The 15,456-nt window shown below is 64.2% G+C and carries 11 protein-coding genes; 6 read left to right on the top strand and 5 right to left on the bottom strand.

Annotated elements, in window-relative coordinates; genetic code table 11:
• Positions 1–98: 98 nt before the first annotated feature.
• The 4 genes from ACE3QM_RS20455 to ACE3QM_RS20440 are packed head-to-tail and all read right to left on the bottom strand — an operon-like array spanning position 99 to position 6,233.
• Positions 99–1,409 (bottom strand): TolC family outer membrane protein, encoded by a 1,311-nt coding sequence (locus tag ACE3QM_RS20455; protein WP_374424463.1) that lies wholly within the window; start codon positions 1,407–1,409, stop codon positions 99–101.
• 40 nt (positions 1,410–1,449) lie between these two features.
• Complete coding sequence (locus ACE3QM_RS20450; RefSeq protein WP_374424461.1) at positions 1,450–4,503, bottom strand: efflux RND transporter permease subunit; 3,054 nt, start codon at positions 4,501–4,503, stop codon at positions 1,450–1,452.
• A 7-nt stretch (positions 4,504–4,510) separates the two neighbouring features.
• A complete protein-coding gene (locus ACE3QM_RS20445) occupies positions 4,511–5,575 on the bottom strand; it encodes an efflux RND transporter periplasmic adaptor subunit (protein ID WP_374424459.1) in 1,065 nt (354 codons plus the stop codon).
• A gap of 1 nt (position 5,576) precedes the next feature.
• Positions 5,577–6,233: a TetR/AcrR family transcriptional regulator gene (locus tag ACE3QM_RS20440; protein ID WP_048411742.1), complete on the bottom strand. Its 657-nt coding sequence runs from the start codon at positions 6,231–6,233 to the stop codon at positions 5,577–5,579.
• Positions 6,234–6,389: 156 nt separating this feature from the next.
• On the opposite strand from ACE3QM_RS20440, the gene argB reads away from it, so the two are divergent.
• Together argB and ACE3QM_RS20430 are read left to right on the top strand one after the other, a co-directional pair.
• Complete coding sequence (gene argB / locus ACE3QM_RS20435) at positions 6,390–7,271, top strand: acetylglutamate kinase (RefSeq protein WP_048411741.1); 882 nt, start codon at positions 6,390–6,392, stop codon at positions 7,269–7,271.
• Between the two features lie 178 nt (positions 7,272–7,449).
• Complete coding sequence (locus ACE3QM_RS20430; protein ID WP_048411740.1) at positions 7,450–7,884, top strand: CBS domain-containing protein; 435 nt, start codon at positions 7,450–7,452, stop codon at positions 7,882–7,884.
• Positions 7,885–7,907: 23 nt separating this feature from the next.
• Here ACE3QM_RS20430 and ACE3QM_RS20425 read toward each other — a convergent pair whose 3' ends face one another.
• The gene (locus tag ACE3QM_RS20425; RefSeq protein ID WP_048411739.1) at positions 7,908–8,675 is read right to left on the bottom strand and encodes an IclR family transcriptional regulator; all 768 of its coding nucleotides are present in this window, start codon (positions 8,673–8,675) and stop codon (positions 7,908–7,910) included.
• A 161-nt stretch (positions 8,676–8,836) separates the two neighbouring features.
• Here ACE3QM_RS20425 and ACE3QM_RS20420 point away from each other — a divergent pair, with 161 nt between their 5' ends.
• From ACE3QM_RS20420 to ACE3QM_RS20405, 4 genes are all read left to right on the top strand, one after another.
• Positions 8,837–10,024, top strand: coding sequence for an acyl-CoA dehydrogenase (locus ACE3QM_RS20420; protein WP_374424455.1), 1,188 nt, complete (start codon positions 8,837–8,839; stop codon positions 10,022–10,024).
• Between the two features lie 111 nt (positions 10,025–10,135).
• Positions 10,136–11,329, top strand: coding sequence for a CaiB/BaiF CoA transferase family protein (locus tag ACE3QM_RS20415; protein WP_374424454.1), 1,194 nt, complete (start codon positions 10,136–10,138; stop codon positions 11,327–11,329).
• Positions 11,330–11,389: 60 nt separating this feature from the next.
• Positions 11,390–13,801 carry a mechanosensitive ion channel domain-containing protein gene (locus ACE3QM_RS20410; RefSeq protein WP_374424452.1) on the top strand — a complete coding sequence of 804 codons (2,412 nt, stop codon included), beginning with the start codon at positions 11,390–11,392 and terminating at the stop codon, positions 13,799–13,801.
• 101 nt (positions 13,802–13,902) lie between these two features.
• On the top strand, positions 13,903–15,456 hold a 1,554-nt coding region (locus ACE3QM_RS20405), incomplete at its 3' end, for a 4Fe-4S dicluster domain-containing protein (RefSeq protein ID WP_374424475.1).

The following is a 15,456-nucleotide window of genomic DNA, read 5'->3' as shown; positions in this document are numbered from 1 at the left end:
AAAATAAACCGGGTGGGGGGGGCGGGGGGGGGGGGGGTGGGGGGCTGGGTCCGCCGGGGGGGCCCGGGCGTCCGGCCCCCCCCCGCGGAGGGGGAGGCTTAACGGCGGATGACGGCGTTGACCTTGCCCAGAACCTCGCTATCCAGTTGGCCGGCGGCCTGGGATAGCGACAGGCGCGCGATCAGATAGTTGTACTTGGCGGTGGCCAGGCTGGTCAGCGTCGAATAATAGGCTTGCTCGGCCTGCAGCAGGTCGATATTGGTGCGGATGCCCACTTCCTTGCCCAGGCGCGTGGACTCCACCTTGCTCTTGGCCGAGATCAGCAATTGCTCCTGGGCGCGCACCAGCGCCGCGCCATTGGTGACGCCGAGGAAGGTGCGGCGCACGTCTTCGCGCACTTGGCGGCGGGTGGCTTCCAGCTTGTCCTTGGCGGATTCCTGCTGCGCCACCGCTTCGCGTACTTGCGAGTTGATGCCGCCGCCGGCGAACAAGGGCAGGGTGACGCCCACGCCTATGCTGCTGCCGCGTGTATGCGGCGCTTGCAGCGGTGCGCGGGTCTGGCTGTCGCTGTAGCCGGCGGTCAGGCTGACCACGGGCAGGTGGTTGCCTTTTTTCTCGGTGACGTTTTTGTCGGCGATGCCCAGCGCTTGTTCGGCGGCCTTGATGCTCAGGCTGTTGCGCTGGGCGAGGTCGATCCAGGCTTCCAGCGTGGCCGGCGTCGGCAGTTCCAGCGGCAGCTTGTCCAGCACCGGCTGTATGGTTTTCGGGTCCAGGCCGGTGACGCGGCGCAGATTGTTTTCCGCCAGTTCCAGGCTGCTGACCGCACTGATTTCCTGTGCCACCGCGCCATCGTAGCCGGCCTGGGCTTCATGGGTATCGGTGATGGTGGCGGTGCCGACTTCGAAGGCGGTCTTGGCCTGCTCCAGCTGCTGCTGGAAGGTCTTCTTGCTGGCGCTGGTGGCGGATAGGGTGTCCTTGGCCAGCAGCACATTGAAATAGGCTTGCGAGGTGTCCAGGATCAATTGCTGCTCGGCGGCGCCGAAGCTGGTCTCGGCTTGCTGCGTCGCCAGCTTGCCTTTCTGATAGCCGGTGTATTTGCCGACGTCGAACAGCGGCTGCTGCAGATTGACGCCATAGGTGGTGGCGTCGTAGCCGCCCTGGCCGGCCGGCATGATCGGGTTGGTGTAGTTGTAGTTGGCGCTGGCGCCGATTTGCGGCAGCAGCAGCGCGCGGCCCTGCACCGCTTTTTCGCGGCCGGCGTCCAGGTCGGAGCGCGCGGCGGCGAAATCGGCGTTGTAGTCGCGGGCGGCGCGCCAGGCTTCGACCAGGTCGAAAGCGTGGACCGGCAGCGCGAAGCCCAGCAGCAGTAAACTGCCCAGCAGGGGCGATCGGAATAGAGTCTTGTTCATTTGTATTTGTATGCTCGGTTTGTTTTGTCTCATCGCGCGCTCAGGCTTGAGGCCGCCTTACCTTGAACCACTGCGCGTACAGCGCCGGCAAGAACAGTAGGGTCAGCACCGTGGCCACCAGCAGTCCGCCCATGATGGCCACGGCCATCGGTCCCCAGAAGGTGCTGCGGCTCAGCGGTATCATCGCCAGGATGGCGGCCAATGCCGTCAGCATGATAGGCCTAAAACGTCTAATTGTGGAACCGACAATCGCGTGCCAGGGATCGATGCCGTCGCGGATATCGTGTTCGATCTGGTCGACTAGGATAACCGAGTTGCGCATGATCATGCCGGACAGCGCGATGACTCCCAGCATGGCGACGAAGCCGAATGGCGCGCTGAAGGCGATCAGGGTCAGCGTCACGCCTATCATGCCCAGCGGCGCGGTCAGCAACACCATGATGGTGCGCTGCACGCTGTGCAGTTGCAGCATCAGCAGGGTCAGCACCACCACCAGCATCAGCGGCGCCACCGCGGCGATGGCTTTCTGCGATTTGGCGCTGGATTCCATGGTGCCGCCGGCCTCGATGTGGTAGCCCAGCGGCAGGGTTTTTTCCAACGCCTGCATCTTGGGCAGCAATTGCCGGGAAATGTCGGCGCCTTGCACCCCTTCGGCCGGGTCCGCGCTCACCGTGATGGCCGGCAGGCGGTTGCGCCGCCAGATGATGCTTTCCTCGGGCTGATACTCGATGTGCCCGATCTGGGACACCGCCACGAAGCGGCCGCTGCCGGTTTGTATCATCAGATTGCCCAGTCCGGCCACATTCTTGCGCTCGTCCGGGTTTAGCCGCGCGACGATGGCGATGGCCTGGTCATCCTCGCGGAAGCTGCTGATGGTGGCGCCGGAGATCAGCATCTGCAACTGCTGCGACAATTGCTGCGAGGACAGGCCGAGCGCGCGCGCCTTGTCCTGGTCGATGCGGATGCGCAGCGCCTTCACCTGTTCGCCCCAGTTGATGTTGACCTGGCGGGTGGACGGATGCGCGCGCATCAGCGCTTCCACCTGGGCGGCGATGGCGCGCACCTTGGCGTGGTCCTCTCCCATCACCCGGAACTGCACCGCATAGCCTACCGGCGGGCCATTCTCCAGCCGGATCACCCGGCCGCGCACATTGGGGAAGTCGTTGTCGAACAGCTTCTCCAGCCGTTTCTTCACCTGTTCGCGCACATGCTCGTCGCGGGTCATCAGCATCAGCTGGGCGTAGTTCAGGTGTTGTAGCTGCTGGTCCAGCGGCAGGTAGAAGCGAGGGCTGCCGCTGCCGACATAGCTGGTGACGCTGACGATGTCCTTGTCGCGCGCCAGCAGCGCCTCCAGCTTTTTCACTTCGGCTTCGGTGGCCTGATAGCTGGCGCCGCGCGGCAGCCACATGTCCACCATCAGTTCCGGGCGGTTGGAGGAGGGGAAGAACTGTTGCGCCACCAACAGCTTGAAGGCGAGCAGGGACAGCACGAAGGCGGCCAGCGTCAGCGCGATCACGGTCTTGCGCCGTTCCAGGCACCATTCCACCACCCGGCGGAAGCGGCGGTAGAACGGCTTGTCGTAGACATCGTGCGCCTCGTGCTGCTGCAGGTTTTCCGGCAGCAGCTTGTAGCCCAGATAGGGGGTGAACACCACCGCGACGATCCAGGACAGCACCAGCGCGATGCCGACCACGGCGAACAGGCTGAACACATACTCGCCGGCATTGGACTTGGCGATGCCCACCGGCAGGAAGGTGGCGGCGGTGATCAGGGTGCCGGTCAGCATCGGGAAGGCGGTGCTGGTGTAGGCGAAGGTGGCGGCCTGGAATTTGCTCCAGCCCTGCTCCAGTTTCAGCGCCATCATTTCCACAGCGATGATGGCGTCGTCCACCAGCAGGCCCAGCGCGATGATCAGCGAGCCCAGCGAGATGCGCTGCAGGTCGATGTTGAAGAAATACATCGCCAGAAAAGTCATCGCCAGCACCAGCGGAATGGACAGCGCCACCACGATGCCGGTGCGCAGGCCCAGGCTGAAGAAGCTGACCGCCAGCACGATCACCACCGCCTCCACCAGCGAGCGCATGAATTCGCTGACCGCGTTCTTGACCACCTTGGGTTGATCGGACACTGAATGGATTTCCACGCCCACCGGCAGCTTGGACTGGATCTCCCGCATCGTGGCGCTCAGATTATTGCCCAGGCGCAGCACGTCGCCGCCGCCCTTCATGGTGATGGCCATGCCCAGCACCGGCTTGCCGTTGAAGCGCATGGTGTTTTGCGGCGGGTCGACATAGCCGCGGCTGACCGCGGCGATGTCGCCCAGGCGGAAGGTCTTGCCGTTGACGGTTACCGGCGTGGCGGCGATCGCGTCAACGCTGCGGTAATTGCCGGTGGGACGCACCCAGATGCGGTCGCTGGCGGTTTCGAACACGCCGGAGGGCATCATCGCGTTCTGTTGCTGCAGCGCTTTCCAGATCGCGCTGGTGTCCAGGCCCAACGAGGCCAGCTTGGCGCTGGAGAGGTCCACATAGACCCGCTGTTCCTGCACGCCCAGCAGGCTGACCTTGGCCACGTCCGGCACGCGCAGGACCTCGCGCTTGGCGTCCTCCAGGTATTGGCGCAGCTCTTCATAGCTGAAGCCGTCGCCGGCGAAGGCGTAGATATTGCCGAAGGTGTCGCCGAACTCGTCGTTGAAGAACGGCCCCTGGGTCTCGGCGGGCAGGCTGGCGCGCATATCGCTTATCTTCTTGCGCACCTGATACCACAGCTGTTGAACATTCTTGGGCGGCACGTCCTCGCGCAGCGAAATCAGCAGCAGGCTTTCGCCGGGCTTGGTATAGCTCTGGACGAAGTCGATCTCGCCCATTTCCTGCAGTTTCTCCTCCAGCTTGTTGGTGACCTGCTGCTCCATTTCCAGCGTGCTGGCGCCGGGCCAGTAGGCTTGCACCAGCATGGCCTTGAAGGTGAATTCCGGATCTTCCTTCTGGCCCAGCTGGGTATAGGCCCAGACCCCGGCCAGCATCAGCATCACCATCAGGTAGCGCACCAGCGACTGGTGGCGCAGCGCCCATTCCGACAGATTCAGTTTCTTCATCGCGGCCTCAGCGCTCCAGCAGTTTCACGGACTGGCCGTCGCGCAGCAGATGGATGCCGGCGGTGACGATCTTGTCGCCCGGCTGCACGCCCTGGGACAGGGTGGCGGACTCGGCGTCGATGCGGCTGACCGTCACCGCGCGGCGCGTCACCTTGCCGGCGGCGCCGATCAGCCAGACATAATGCCGGCCCTGCTCGTCCAGCAGCGCGGTCAGCGGCAGCCGCAGCTGCGCCGCGGCCGCGTCCGGCAAGGCCGCGCTGGCGGTCATGCCCAGCTGCAGGCGGCTGGAGTCGCCGTCGATGGCGATGCGCGCAGGATAAGTGCGCGTGGCCGGGTCGGCGTCCGCCGCCAGTTCGCGCAGCGTCCCCGTTAGCGGCGTGCCGCCGTTCCATAGCCTGATCTGGAACTGCCGGGCGCGACGCACCTTGTCCAGCGCGTTCTCCGGCACTTGGATCGCGGCTTCGCGCGCGCCATCCTGCGATAGCCGCGCCATCGCCTGGCCAGCGGCCACCACCAGGCCGGGTTCGGCCACCATCTGGCTCAGCACGCCGTCGGCATCGGCCACCAGGTTGGTGTAGCCGGTCTGGTTGCGGCTGGTCGCCAGTTGCGCCTTGGCCTGGTCCACCTTGGCACGCGCGGCGTTGACCGCGTTCTGCTGGCCGTCCACCTGGGACTGGCTGACAAACTGCTTGGCCAACAGCTCGCGGTAGCGTTTCAGATTCAGTTCCTGCTGGCCGAGATCGGATTGCGCCGCCGCCAGCTGCGCCTGCTTGGCGGACAGGTCCAGCGCGTAGTCGCTGGGGTCCAGTCGCGCCAGCACCTGGCCCTTCTTCACTCGATCGCCGCTATTGGCCAGCTTGGCCACCACCTTGCCGGCCACGCGGAAGGCCAGATTGGTTTCGTGGCGGGCGCGGATTTCGCCTGCGTAGCTGTCGCCCTGCTGTTGGGCGGTTTGACCGGCCACCACATAACGCACCGGGCGCGGCGCTTCGGGCGGGGCCTCCGGCTTGCCGCAGGCGGCGAGAGCCAGGCTGGCGATGGTCAGCCAGAGGCAGTGAGCTGCAGTTCTCATGTCAGTTCTCGTAGCAAGGATTCTTCAGGCCTTGCAGCACCAGCTGCAAGGCTTCGCTCAGGTGTTCGCGGGAATGGTGATGCGAATAGCCGCAGGTTTCGGGCACCACCTTGGCGAAGGAATGCGCCCAGGTCATCGCCATCACCAGCGGCGCCAGCAGGGCGTCGCAGCTGCTGGCGATGGGCAGCGGCCGAAACTCGCCGCTGTCCATGCCGCGGCGCAGAATGTGCTCGACCATGCTCAGACAGGGCGAGATCACTTCATTGGTGTAGAACTGCGCCAGCTCCGGAAAATTGGTGGCCTCGGCTATCGCCAGCTTGCACAGGCCGGCGGCTGGCGTGGCGCCCACCTCGTCCCACCATTTGAGCAACAGGATTTGCAGCAGCTCGCCCACTGGGCCCTGATGCTGTTGCTCCAGCTCGACGAAGGCGCCGAGACGGCTGGACAGATGGTGGAGCACCATGGCCTTGAAGATGTCTTCCTTGTTCTGGAAGTACAGATAGGGCGTACCCTTGGTCACGCCGGCCGCGCGGGCGATGTCTTCCATCTTGGTGGCGCTGAAGCCTTTCTCAACGAATAAGGCCAGTGCTGCATCCAGGATTTCGCTGGGACGCGCGTCTTTTTTGCGCTGCCAGCGCGAGGAGGGAGCTTGTGCCATGTTTGTATAGCTGAATCTTGGTTCATTAATGTTTTGGACTGTAGGGCAGAATGCCGCTGTTCTGCAATTAATAAATCACAGTTCATTAATCGGCTTGATTAAAATGCAACAGATCAGAATCGTTTTTCGTCCGGCCGGCAGCGGCCGGGCGCAACCATGGAGAACGCCGTGCCGACCGATGCAGCAGAAAAAGCCCTGATACTTGCCGAAGCCCTGCCTTATATCCGCCGTTTTTCCGGCAAGACCCTGGTGATCAAGTACGGTGGCAACGCGATGACGGACGCGGCCTTGAAAGAAGGCTTCGCCAAGGACGTGGTGATGCTGAAGCTGGTGGGCATCAATCCAGTGGTGGTGCATGGTGGTGGCCCGCAAATCAATGAGTTGTTGAGCCGCGTCGGCAAGCAGGGCGAGTTCATCCAGGGCATGCGCGTTACAGACTCCGACACCATGGACTTGGTGGAAATGGTGCTGGGCGGCCTGGTGAACAAGGAAATCGTGTCGCTGATCAATAAGCACGGCGGCAAGGCCGTCGGCCTGACCGGCAAGGACGGGCATTTCATCCGCGCCAGCAAGATGTATTTGAAATCAGAAACCGACGACGAGATCGACATCGGCCAAGTGGGCGAAATCTCCAGCATCGATCCGGCGCTGGTGTCCTTGCTGGACAGTCAGGACTTCATCCCGGTGGTGGCGCCGATCGGCGTCGGCGAAGACGGCGAGGCCTACAATATCAATGCCGACCTGGTGGCAGGAAAGCTGGCGGAAACCCTGGGCGCGGAAAAACTGGTGCTGATGACCAATACCCCCGGCGTGCTGGACAAGAACGGCAAGCTGTTGACTGGCTTGTCTGCGCAGCAGGTGGACGGACTGTTCGCCGATGGCACCATCCACGGCGGCATGTTGCCCAAGATCAGTTCGGCGCTGGATGCCGCGCGCAACGGCGTCAACGCGGTGCACATCATCGATGGCCGCGTGCCGCACGCGCTGCTGCTGGAAATCCTGACCGATGCCGGCGTCGGCACCATGATCCGGGCCTGATGACGGGGGCGGCACATGCCGCATCAGCCGTTATCGCCTTGCGGCGCGCCGGTTCGCGGAAGCTTGAACAGGCTCCGCGGGCGGCACTATAGTGGATAAGTGGGCGCTTGCCCGCGTCGCCGTGGGCCGAGCGCAGCATCTTGCAGCGCCGGCGCGCCGGTTTGATAAGGGGACATGCATGCAAACGGTAAGACAGTTGTTGGACAGCAAGCCAAATCGGGCTCTGGTCTACGTGACGCCGGACAGCACGGTGTTTCAGGCGCTGCAGGTGATGGCGGAAAACGATATCGGCGCGGTGCTGGTGATGGAGGAGGGCGGCATCATCGGCATCTTCTCCGAGCGCGATTATGCGCGGCGCATCGTGTTGCAGGGCCGTACCTCGGCCGGCACCAAGGTGCGCGACATCATGACCAGCCGCGTGGTCTACGTGACGCCCAGCCAGACCTTGGACGACTGCATGGCGCTGATGACGGAAAAGCGCATTCGCCACCTGCCGGTGCTGGAAGGCCGCGAGGTGATGGGCATGCTGTCCATCGGCGATCTGGTGCGCGCCACCATAGAAGAGCAGGAGCAGGTGATCAATCACCTGGTCCATTACATTCAGTCCGCCTGAGCCCGGCGAACGGAGCCGCGCGCTCAGCCCAGCGGCGCCAGCCGCTGGCGCAAGGCCTTCAAGGCCGGCGCGATGCGCGCGCGCATCGCGTCTTCATCCAGCGCGAAGGCCGGCCCGCTGGCGTTCAAGGCCATCGGCGCCTGGCCGGGCACGGCCAGGTGCACGCCCACGGCCATCACATCCGGTTCGTATTCTCCGAAAGACGCTGAATAACCCTGGCGCAGATAGGCTTGGCGGGCCTCCTCCAGGCGCGCGCCTATTTCCTTCCATTCCGCGCCGTAACGCGCGGCCAGCAGCGCTTGTAGCTTGAGCTGTTCCTCCGCCGGCAAGCCGGCGTAATACGCGCGGCCGATGGCGGTGGTGGCCAGCGGCACCCGCGAGCCCACCGTCAGCTGCACAGAAATGCGTGCCGGGCTGCGGCAGGTTTCCAGATACACCATGTCGCTGCCGTCGCGCAGCGCCAGGCTGATGGACATGCCTTGCTCCTGCGCGAACTCGCGCATCAGCGGCCCGGCGATCTGGCGAATGTCGTAGCTGGATAGAACCGTGGAGCCCAGGGCCAGCACCGCCAGCCCCAGCCGATAGCGGCCGTTGTCCTCGTCCTGAGCCAGATAGCCCAGCCGGGTCAGGGTGTAGCTCAAACGCGACACCGTTGACTTGGGCAGGCCGGTACGCTTGGCCAGTTCTTGGTTGGACAGCGCCAGTTCGCCGGGGCGGAATGCCGCCAATACCTCCAGCCCGCGCGCTAGCGCGGTGACGAACAGCCGGTCCTTGTCCGTTTCCAAATCCATTGAATCCATCTTGTTTTGTCAGCCTCAATTGGGGTGAGTATCGCTGGCGGGCGTCGAGTTTCGCAAAATCGCTTTACATCCGTCCAGACGGTGTTTTAGTCTATTCTGCAATGTGAAACCAAGTTCCGCAATGCGGAACAAGTAACGCGGAGACAGAAACTATGGCAGCCCCCTCCAGTCGCGCGCCGTTCAGCTGGGACGATCCTTTGCTTTTGGCCGAATGCCTGAGTGAAGAAGAACGCATGGTGCAGCAGAGCGCTCATGACTACTGTCAGGACAAGCTGTTTCCACGGGTGTTGAGCGCCAATCGCGAAGAGCGCTTCGATCGCGAAATCATCAACGAGATGGGCGAGCTCGGCCTGCTGGGCTGCACCATCGAAGGCTATGGCTGCGCCGGCCTCAGCCACGTGGCCTACGGCCTGGTGGCGCGTGAAGTGGAGCGGGTGGATTCCGGCTACCGTTCGGCGATGAGCGTGCAGTCCAGCTTGGTGATGCATCCGATCTGGGCCTACGGCTCGGACGCGCAGAAGGATAAATACCTGCCGCGGCTGGCCAGCGGCGAATGGCTGGGCTGTTTCGGCCTGACCGAGCCGGATTCCGGCTCTGACCCGGCCAGCATGAAGACGCGGGCGCGCAAAGTGGACGGTGGCTATCTGCTCAATGGCAGCAAGATGTGGATCACCAACAGCCCGCAGGCCGATGTGTTCGTGGTCTGGGCCAAGGACGACGAGGACGAAATCCGCGGCTTTGTGCTGGAGAAGGGCATGGCCGGACTGTCCGCGCCCAAGATCCACGGCAAGTTCTCGCTGCGCGCCTCCATTACCGGCGAGATCGTGATGGACGACGTGCTGGTGCCGGAAGACGCCATCCTGCCCGGCGTCAAGGGCTTGAAAGGGCCGTTCGGCTGCCTGAACAAGGCGCGCTACGGCATTGCCTGGGGCGCGCTGGGCGCCGCCGAATTTTGCTGGCACGCGGCGCGCCAGTACACGCTGGACCGCAAGCAGTTCGGCCGTCCGCTGGCCGCCAATCAATTGATCCAGCTGAAACTGGCCAATATGCAGACCGAGATCACGCTGGGCCTGCACGCGGCGCTGCGCGTGGGACGGCTGATGGACGAAGGCAAGGCCGCGCCGGAAATGATCTCGCTGATCAAGCGCAACAACTGCGGCAAGGCGCTGGACATCGCCCGGCTGGCGCGCGATATGCACGGCGGCAACGGCATCGCCGACGAATTTCATGTGATCCGCCATGTGATGAACCTAGAGGCGGTCAACACTTACGAAGGCACGCATGATGTGCATGCCTTGATTCTGGGCCGAGCCCAGACCGGTATTCAGGCATTTGCCTGATAAGCCGGCGCGGCCGGGAGGCCGGCCGCGCCGTTATTCCTGTCTGTCCTTGGAGGCCCGGCTTGCCGGGCCGCTTTTTTTTCGATGGGCTGCATGTAGCGGGAGACGCAGATGGCGGGCGCGCTGGAAGGCATCAAGGTATTGGATTTGTCCAGGGTATTGGCGGGGCCGTGGACCGGCCAGTTGCTGGCCGATCTGGGCGCGGAAGTGATCAAGGTGGAACGCCCGGGCTGCGGCGACGATACCCGGCAATGGGCGCCGCCCAGCTTGCCGGACGGCACCGCCGCCTATTTCCTGTGCGCCAACCGAGGCAAGAAATCGCTGACCGTGGACATCGCCAAGCCTGAAGGACAGGAAGTCATCCGCCGGCTGGCCGCCGACGCCGATGTGCTGATCGAAAACTACAAGGTGGGCGGGCTGGCCAAGTATGGGCTGGACTATGCCAGCCTGGCCGAACTCAATCCGCGGCTGGTGTATTGCTCGGTCACCGGCTTCGGCCAGGATGGGCCGTACGCGCAGATGGCCGGCTACGACTACATCGTGCAGGGCATGTCCGGCCTGATGAGCATCACCGGCCCGGTCGACGGCGAGCCGCACAAGGTGGGGGTGGCGGTCACCGACCTGTTCACCGGACTCTACGCCGCCAACGCGATCCAGGCCGCGCTGTGGGCGCGGCAAGGCAGCGGGCGCGGCCAGCATATCGACATGGCCTTGTTCGATTGCGCGCTGGCAATGCTGGCCAACGTCAATATGAACTGGCTGGTGGGCGGCGCGGTGCCGCCGCGCCTGGGCAACGCCCATCCCAATATCGTGCCCTATCAGGTGTTCAAGTGCGCCGGCGACGGCCACTTCATCCTGGCCTGCGGCAACGATCGTCAGTTCCGCTCGGTGTGCGAGTTGATCGGCAGGCCGGAACTGGCCGATGATGCCCGCTTCGCCAGCAATCCGCAGCGCGTCGCGCACCGGGACGAACTGGTACCGCTATTGGCCGCCGGTTTCCTGGCCCAGCCGCGCGACGCCTGGCTGGCGGGGTTGGATCAGGCCGGCGTGCCCTGCGGGCCGATCAATACCGTGGACGAGGCCTTCGCCGATCCGCAAATCCGGCACCGTCAGATGCAGATCGAATTGCCAGGCCCGGATGGCCTGACCGTGCCGCTGGTGGCCTGCCCGATCAAACTGTCGGACACGCCGCCGCAATATCGCGACGCGCCGCCCCGGCTGGGCCAGCACACCGATGCCTTGCTGGAGAAGGCCGGCTACGGTGCCGACGACATTGCCCGCTTGCGCGGGGCGGGCGTGATCTGATGTAAATTAATGCCTTTGGCATGGTTTGGGCCTGGGTGCCGCGTGCGGATTCGTGCGAAAATGCGCGGTCGAGTTGCCGCCGGCGGTCTGAGCCGGGGCAAGGTCCACTGCTTGTTCAATGAAATGCCTAGCGTGAAGAGCCGCTTCTTTGCCGTCTGTTGCCTGTTTGCCGGGCTCTTGTCCTGCGCCGCGGCCTACGCTTCCTTGCCGGCCGCGTCCAAACCCGTCGCCTTGCCGGCTGCGTCCAAGCCTGCGGCCAAGCCGATGGCTTCGGCGCCCGCGGTCAGCGTGGTGGATAAGCTGGCCGAGGCACAGCAGGCGCTGGATCAATTGGAAACCATCAAGCTGGACAAGCTGCCGGCCGGCGTTACCCCGGGCGAGCTGTTGTTTCGCCGCGCCTTGCTGGAACGCTTGGTGGCGTCCTACGCCTGGCAGCTGGATCTCGCGGGAGAACGCGATCAGAGGCTGAGGCAGCAAGCCGAGGCCGAAGAGGCCTTGCGGAACTGGAGCGGCTTCGCGCAAGCCGGCCCCTATCCGGTGTCCTTGGTGGAGGGCTTGCGCAGCCGACTGCAGACCGGCGGCTGGGAAAAAGATACCCAGCAGGCGCAGCAGCTGATGTTGTCGCAGATGCAAGAGGCGATGCGCAACAGCCTCAAGCTCAACGAGGTAAGCCTGCGCCAGGCGCGAGAGCAGCTGGAAGGGGCCGCGGCCGGCGAGGCCGAAGCGCTGCGCTGGCGGATGGAGGGCGCGCGCTGGCGCCGCGACATCAGCGCGTCGGAATTGCTGCAGTTCGACGCCTTGGGGCAGGTGCTGCGCATCCGCCAGCAGACTTTGCAGGCGCAGTTGGACTTGTGGCGGAAACAACTGGATGGTATCGGCAAACAGGTCCGCTTCCAGCCGGCGGAGCTGGATGGAGTGCAACGGAGGCTGGGAGAGGAGCGCCTGCGCCTGGAGCGGGAAATGGGCGCGCATGAGCTGCGCCGCCGCCGGGTCAAGGCCGAGCTGGAGGAGTTGGAGCGGCAGTTGAGCGCCGTGAAGCAGAAAAAGGACGCGCCGGCGCAGGCCGCGCTGTTACAGGATTTGACCCAGCGCACAGTCGAGCAGCGCCAGGCTCTGGACAATAGCGACCTCGCGGTGCAGCTGATGCGCATCCGCCAGGAGGCGAACTCGCAGGAGGGCGGTATCTGGGAGTACCGCTACCAGTTGTACGCCGGCAAGGCCGCCAATCTGGCCGAAGTGGCCAGCGCCAGCCGTCAGGCCGGCGAGGAATTGGGCGCGGTGCGCGACTACCTGCAAAAAGAGGCGGAGCTGACCATGGCCAAGATGGCGGATGTGCAGCATGACATCGGCCTGGATCGCGGCGGCGGCCACGCGCTGGCGATGCTGCAGCTGCTGCGCCAGCGGCTGGACATCGTCAACGCCGCCCAGCAGCCGGTGCAGGCGGCCTTGACCGGCATTTTGCTGTTGCAGCAGGAGTTCGACGTCGGCGCGCCGGCGGAGGGCACGCCGCAGGAAGTGTCGCGCCGCTTGAGCGAGCGTGTGTTGCAGGCGGCGCGGGCGCTGTGGAATTATGAATTGTTCAGCGCCGACGACAGCGTGGAGATCAACGGCCAGAAAGTGCAGGCCACCCGCAGCGTGACCATAGGCAAGAGCCTGGGCGCCATTCTGGTGTTGCTGATAGGCTACGCCGCCAGCACCGCGCTGCTGCGCGCCTTGCGGCGCTTGGCCACGGGTAGGCTGGGCGTCAGCGAGGCCTCGGCCAATATCTGGTGGCGCTGGAGCTATGTGTTCGTGATCGCGCTGTTGGTGATCTTTGCGCTCAATCTGGTCAAAATCCCGTTGACGGTGTTCGCCTTCCTTGGCGGCGCATTGGCGATCGGCATTGGCTTCGGCACCCAGAACCTGCTGAAGAACCTGATCAGCGGCGTGATGCTGCTGGTGGAGCGGCCGCTGAAAGTGGGCGATTTCGTTCAGGTCGGCGGCATCAGCGGCACCGTCAGCAGCATAGGGCTGCGCTCTTCGGTGGTGCGCGCCGGCGACGGCATCGAGACGTTGATTCCCAACTCCACCTTTGTGGAGAGCGCGGTGACCAACTGGACTTACAGCAACCGGCGGATTCGCCGGAAAATCGCCATCGGTGTGGCTTACGGCAGCCCGCCGCGCGAGGTGTGCAATCTATTGCTGGCGGAGGCGGAGCGCCATGGCGTGGTGCTCAAGGAGCCGCCGCCGCGGGTGCTGTTCAGCAACTTCGGCGCCGACGCGCTGGAGTTCGAGCTGGAGTATTGGCTGGACATCGGCGAAGCCGATTCCGTGCTGGTGGCCAGCGACCTGCGCCATATGATAGACGGCGCGCTGGCCAAGGCCGGCATCGAACTGCCCTTTCCGCAGCGCGATGTGCATTTGCAACAGGATGAGCCTTTACAGATTGAAGTCAGACGCGGGCCCGGCGGGCGGGCGGCTGACAGTTTTTAAACGGTTGTTTGATTTTTGATCGCGCGCCATGCAACATGCATGCGATGTGGGGTGATTTGAACCTGGCGCGCGATTAAGGAGATGCAGTGGAACGCGATTACATGGAATACGATGTGGTGATCGTCGGCGGCGGGCCCTCCGGGCTGACCGCGGCGATTCGCCTGAAGCAACTGGCGGCGGAGCAAGGCCGGGAGGTCAGCGTCTGTCTATTGGAGAAGGGCTCGGAAATCGGCGCCCACATCCTGTCCGGCGCGGTGATCGAACCGCGCGTGCTCAATGAGCTGATTCCGGACTGGAAGGAAAAAGGCGCGCCACTGAACACCGAGGCCAAGTCCGACCGCTTCCTGTTCCTGACCGAAACCGAATCCATCCAATTGCCGACGCCGCCGCAGATGCACAATCACGGCAACTACATCGTCAGTCTCGGCAACTTCTGTCGCTGGCTCGGCCAGCAGGCCGAGGAACTGGGCGTGGAAATCTACCCTGGTTTCGCCGCCGCCGAAGCGCTCTATCACGAGGACGGCTCGGTCAAGGGCGTGGCCACCGGCGATATGGGCATAGGCAAGGACGGCGAGAAAACCGACGCCTGGCAGCCGGGCATGGAGTTGTGGGCCAAGCAGACCATTTTCGCCGAAGGCTGTAGGGGCTCGCTGACCAAGACGCTGTTCGAGCGCTTCCGCCTGCACGACGGCGCCGATCCGCAAACCTACGGCATCGGCATCAAGGAATTGTGGGAGGTGCAGCCGGAACTGCATCAGCCGGGCAGTATCACCCATACCGTGGGTTGGCCGGTGGATACCGCCACCTATGGCGGCTCCTTCATGTATCACCTGGAGAATAACCAGGTGGTGGTCGGCTACGTCATTGGCCTGGATTACCAGAACCCTTATTTGTCGCCGTTCGAGGAATTCCAGCGTTTCAAGACCCATCCGGCCATCCGCAAGGTGTTCGAAGGCGGCCGCCGCCTGTCCTACGGCGCGCGCGCGCTGACCGAGGGCGGCCTGCAAAGCCTGCCGCGGCTGACCTTCCCCGGCGGCCTGCTGGTGGGCGATACCGCCGGTTTCCTCAACGTGCCCAAGATCAAGGGCACCCATACCGCGATGCAGTCGGCGATGCTGGCGGCGGAAGCGGTGTTCGAGCTGCTGGGCGAGGAACAGCCGGCGCGCGAAGCCAGCGCCTACAGCCAGAAATTCAAGCAAAGCTGGCTGCACGAGGAGTTGCACCGGGTGCGCAATATCCGGCCCTCCTTCCGCTGGGGCCTGTGGCCGGCGATGATTTATTCGGCGCTGGACACCTTTTTGTTCCGCGGCAAGGCGCCGTGGACGCTGCGCCATCACCAGGCCGACCATCAAAGCCTGAAGCCGGCCGACGAATGCACGCCCATCGCCTATCCCAAGCCGGACGGCGTGCTGACCTTCGACCGCCTGTCCTCGGTGTTCATCTCCAACACCAACCATGGCGAGGACCAGCCGCCGCACCTGAAGCTGAAAGATGCCAGCGTGCCGGTGCAGTTCAACCTGGCCAAGTACGACGCGCCGGAACAGCGCTACTGCCCGGCCGGGGTCTACGAGATCGTCGGCCGGGAAGAAGGCGAGCCCAAGCTGCAGATCAACGCGCAGAACTGCGTGCACTGCAAGACCTGCGACATCAAGGAC

It is taken from the genome of Chromobacterium sp. (assembly GCF_041912965.1).
Taxonomy (GTDB): Bacteria; Pseudomonadota; Gammaproteobacteria; order Burkholderiales; family Chromobacteriaceae; genus Chromobacterium; species Chromobacterium aquaticum.
Note: the sequence above shows the minus strand (reverse complement) of the source record. Positions and strands in the feature narration are given on the sequence as shown.

Excerpts from the sequence above, each read along its gene's own strand:
- ACE3QM_RS20425 (WP_048411739.1), bottom strand. The coding sequence starts at position 8,675 with ATGGATTTGGAAACGGACAAGGACCGGCTGTTCGTCACCGCGCTAGCG.
- ACE3QM_RS20440 (WP_048411742.1), bottom strand. The coding sequence starts at position 6,233 with ATGGCACAAGCTCCCTCCTCGCGCTGGCAGCGCAAAAAAGACGCGCGT.
- ACE3QM_RS20410 (WP_374424452.1), top strand. The coding sequence starts at position 11,390 with ATGCGCGGTCGAGTTGCCGCCGGCGGTCTGAGCCGGGGCAAGGTCCAC.
- ACE3QM_RS20420 (WP_374424455.1), top strand. The coding sequence starts at position 8,837 with ATGGCAGCCCCCTCCAGTCGCGCGCCGTTCAGCTGGGACGATCCTTTG.
- ACE3QM_RS20450 (WP_374424461.1), bottom strand. The coding sequence starts at position 4,503 with ATGAAGAAACTGAATCTGTCGGAATGGGCGCTGCGCCACCAGTCGCTG.
- ACE3QM_RS20445 (WP_374424459.1), bottom strand. The coding sequence starts at position 5,575 with ATGAGAACTGCAGCTCACTGCCTCTGGCTGACCATCGCCAGCCTGGCT.
- ACE3QM_RS20455 (WP_374424463.1), bottom strand. The coding sequence starts at position 1,409 with ATGAACAAGACTCTATTCCGATCGCCCCTGCTGGGCAGTTTACTGCTG.
- ACE3QM_RS20430 (WP_048411740.1), top strand. The coding sequence starts at position 7,450 with ATGCAAACGGTAAGACAGTTGTTGGACAGCAAGCCAAATCGGGCTCTG.
- argB (WP_048411741.1), top strand. The coding sequence starts at position 6,390 with ATGGAGAACGCCGTGCCGACCGATGCAGCAGAAAAAGCCCTGATACTT.
- ACE3QM_RS20415 (WP_374424454.1), top strand. The coding sequence starts at position 10,136 with ATGGCGGGCGCGCTGGAAGGCATCAAGGTATTGGATTTGTCCAGGGTA.